Source organism: Caballeronia sp. (genome assembly GCF_028292365.1).
In the GTDB taxonomy this organism is placed as follows: Bacteria; Pseudomonadota; Gammaproteobacteria; order Burkholderiales; family Burkholderiaceae; genus Caballeronia.
The window spans coordinates 1-3,730 of the sequence record NZ_JAQGMM010000291.1 but is presented as its reverse complement, the minus strand read 5'-3'; the positions used below and the strand labels follow the sequence as shown (position 1 = coordinate 3,730).

The window sequence follows — 3,730 nt, the reverse complement described above, 5'->3', positions numbered from 1 at the left end:
GCGCGCTGGTCACCACGCCCGAAAGTCTCACGTTGATGCTCACACGTGCAAACGGCGCAGACGAGATGAAGCACGTGCGGCTGGTTGTGGTCGATGAGTGGCATGAGCTGCTTGGGAATAAACGCGGCACGCAAACGCAACTCGCCCTCGCTCGTCTTGCGCACTGGCGGCCCGATTTACAGGTGTGGGGGTTATCGGCGACGCTTGGCAATCTCGATCTCGCCCGCGACGCGTTGCTCGCGCCGGTGAAAACGCCGCGTGTCGTGGTGCGCGGCGCACAGCCGAAAACGCTGCTCGTCGATACGCTGATTCCCGACACCATCGAACGTTTTCCATGGGGTGGTCATCTCGGCACGCGTCAGGTTGGACCTGTCGCTGCCGAGATCGACCATGCGCGCAGTTCGCTCGTCTTCACCAATACGCGTTCGCAAGCCGAAGTCTGGTATCAGGCGCTGCTTGAAGCGCGTCCCGACTGGGCGGGTTTGATCGCATTGCATCACGGGTCGCTCGATCACGAAGTCCGCGAGTGGGTCGAACTCGGCCTTAAAAATGGCCAGTTGAAAGCGGTGGTCTGTACGTCGAGCCTCGATCTAGGCGTCGACTTCCTGCCAGTCGATCGCGTATTCCAGATCGGTTCGCCCAAAGGCGTCGCGCGCTTGATGCAGCGCGCCGGACGCTCGGGACATGCGCCGGGACGGGCATCGCGGGTGACCATCGTACCGACGCACGCGCTCGAACTCGTGGAAGCAGCGGCGGCACGCTGGGCCGTCGAGCAACGCCGCATAGAAGGCCGCGAGATGCCCGACAAGCCTCTCGATGTGCTCGTCCAGCATCTTGTGACCATCGCGATAGGCGGCGGCTTCAAGGCGCACGAACTCTTCGATGAAGTACGCACGACATACGCGTATCGCGACCTGACGCAGCAGGAATTCGACTGGGCGCTGACGTTCGTCGAACGCGGCGGTACCTCACTCGCAGCGTATCCCGACTTTCATCGCGTGACGCTCGATGCTGATGGTGTGTATCGCGTGCCGCGCGAGGATCTGGTCCGGCGTCACCGCAACAACGTGGGCACGATCGTGGCGAACGCGACCATCAACATTGCATATATGACGGGTGGCCGGATTGGTGCGATGGAAGAGTCGTTCGTCTCGCGTCTGAAGCCCGGCGACGTATTCACGTTCGGCGGCCGCGCGCTTGAACTCGTGCGCGTGCGCGAGATGACGGCGTACGTAAAACGCGCGACGTCCTCACGCGGCGCGATGCCGCAATGGGCCGGCAGCAAGATGCCGCTCTCTTCCGAACTCGCCGATGCCACGCTGATGATGCTCGCGCGCGCCGTGAACGGCATCTACGACGAACCGGAGATGCAAGCCGTGCGGCCGCTGCTCGAACTGCAGGCGAAGTGGTCGGCGCTGCCCGAGCCCGGTGTGTTGCTGGTCGAGCTGATTCGTTCGCGCGAGGGGCATCACTTGTTCTGTTATCCGTTTGCGGGACGGATGGCGCACGTCGGGCTTGGGTCTCTGATCGGCTGGCGCGTGGCGCGCGATCGACCGAGTACGTTCTCCATATCGATGAACGATTACGGCTTCGAGTTGTTGTCAGCACAACCCTTCGACTGGGAGACGTTCATACAGGACGGACTTTTTTCGCCCGATAATCTGGAACACGACATTCTCGCCAGCCTCAATTCGTCCGAGCTTGCGGCACGGCGTTTTCGCGAGATCGCGCGGGTGTCCGGGCTGATCTTCCAGGGCCATCCGGGGCAACAAAAAAGCGCGCGGCAACTGCAGGCATCGAGCGGACTTTTCTATGAAGTTTTTCGCCGGCACGACAGCGGCAACCTGCTGCTTGCGCAGGCTGAGGAAGAGGTCATGTTGCAGGAACTCGAACTTGACAGAATACGGGCCGCGCTCAAGAGCATGAGCGCGAGCCGGCTCGCGCTGACGCGCCCGAAGAAGCCGACGCCGTTTGCGTTTCCGCTGATCATCGCGCGGTTGCGGGAGAAGGTGAGCACGGAGAAGATGTCCGATCGTGTCGCACGCATGCTTGCCGATCTGGAAAAGGCGGCGCGCGCATGATGCTCGAGGCGTTGACGGTGGATGTTGGCGGACATGCGCTGGTGTTGTCGGCGGCGCGGGCGGCGTTCGATCCGGTGCGGCAAGTATTGTTCGTCGCCGATGCGCATATCGGCAAGGACGCTGTGTTTCGCGCCCGAGGCATTCCGGTGCCGGAAGGCTCGACGGGGGAAACGCTTGCGCGTCTGGACGCCCTGATCCTGATGCATCGGCCGGTGACGATCGTGTTTCTCGGCGACCTGTTGCATGCGCGCGAGTCGCATGCGTCAAGTACGCTCGGTGCGCTGACCGAGTGGCGCGAGCGGCATGCCGGCATGCGGCTGATTCTCGTGGAAGGCAATCATGATCGCCATGCCGGCGGGCCGCCCGACATGCTCGCGGTCGACGTGGTCGAAGAGCCGTACAGGCTCGGGCCTTGGGCGCTGTGCCATTACCCGCAGCGCGTGGCGGGTGCGTATGCGTTGGCGGGGCATGAACATCCGGTGTACCGCGTCGCCACGCGGTTCGATAGCGCGAGATTGCCGTGTTTTCGTTTTGGTGCCGATGCTGGCGTGCTGCCCGCGTTCGGCGGTTTTACCGGCGGCTTCGAAGTGAACGAAAGCGCCCGCGGCGAGCGGATTTTCGTGGTCGCGGGCGAACGCGTGATGGCGGTGCGGACTCAGTGGTAAGTCGTTTTCGATGACGTCAGTTTCGTCAGCGTGCCGCGCTGGAACCTGTACCAGCCGTCTGCACTTCTCAGCACCACTTCATCTCGCTGCCAGAAAACCCCGGTGAGTTTCATGCGCTTCGTCATGCGCTCTACCGCAGGCGGGCGCTTGGTGAAATCGTAGAGAACGAGTTCGGGTGCGCCGGTATCGAATGCCTCGACAATCATCCGCGCTCCCGACGGCTCCTCGAAATGCACAATGCGGCGAGCGTTCAGCTTATCGAACGGTTTGCCATCGATTTGGGCTTCGATAATGGCTCCCTGTTGAACGAAGGCCACGCTGCCGCCCGTGGTGCGGATAGGCCCCGCACTCGCGTCGGCTTCCTGAGCAAACGCCCCCGGCACGACCGCGAATGTCAGCAGCGCGGCAACCATCAACGGAAAAAAATGCCGTAGCGCGGTCATGAAGGTCCTTGGTTGAACAGCAGGAACCCGCAACCTAGTCCGCCCGATGGCAAAAAGCAACACCGATCGGCCCGCGCAAGGCTGAAAACGCAACTCGTTGAATCAACTGCACAACTCTCAGGGTTTTCACCAAGCAAACCCAACAACGTTCGGTACAATTTGATCCCTTCAGCTCGCCCGAGCCAGCGTTCTTCACCCCGATAGCGCGCGACCGGCCAGCACTCAGTCACCGCTCACCCCATGCCTCTGCCCCTTCTCGCCCTCGCCATTGCCGCGTTCGGTATCGGCACGACCGAATTCGTCATCATGGGCCTGTTGCCCAACGTCGCGCGGGATCTCGGGGTGTCCATCCCCGCGGCCGGCATGCTTGTGTCGGGCTATGCGCTGGGCGTGACTATCGGCGCGCCCATTCTGGCTATCGTCACCGCGAAAATGCCGCGCAAGAAAGCGCTGATGAGCCTGATGGGCGTGTTTATCGTCGGCAATCTGCTGTGCGCCATTGCACCGGGTTACTGGATGCTGATGGTGGCGCGCATTCTGA

General features: G+C 62.3%; 4 protein-coding genes. 3 read left to right on the top strand and 1 reads right to left on the bottom strand.

What is annotated here, in order from left to right; genetic code table 11:
- Positions 1–2,081: ligase-associated DNA damage response DEXH box helicase (locus JWR14_RS18190; protein WP_299709502.1), on the top strand; the 2,081-nt coding region annotated here is incomplete at its 5' end.
- Complete coding sequence (gene pdeM, locus JWR14_RS18185) at positions 2,078–2,746, top strand: ligase-associated DNA damage response endonuclease PdeM (RefSeq protein WP_299709501.1); 669 nt, start codon at positions 2,078–2,080, stop codon at positions 2,744–2,746. The genes JWR14_RS18190 and pdeM, both read left to right, overlap by 4 nt.
- Here pdeM and JWR14_RS18180 read toward each other — a convergent pair.
- Complete coding sequence (locus JWR14_RS18180) at positions 2,737–3,189, bottom strand: hypothetical protein (RefSeq protein ID WP_299709499.1); 453 nt, start codon at positions 3,187–3,189, stop codon at positions 2,737–2,739. The genes pdeM and JWR14_RS18180 overlap by 10 nt on opposite strands.
- 240 nt (positions 3,190–3,429) lie before the next feature.
- On the opposite strand from JWR14_RS18180, the gene JWR14_RS18175 reads away from it, so the two are divergent.
- On the top strand, positions 3,430–3,730 hold a 301-nt coding region (locus JWR14_RS18175), incomplete at its 3' end, for an MFS transporter (protein ID WP_299709498.1).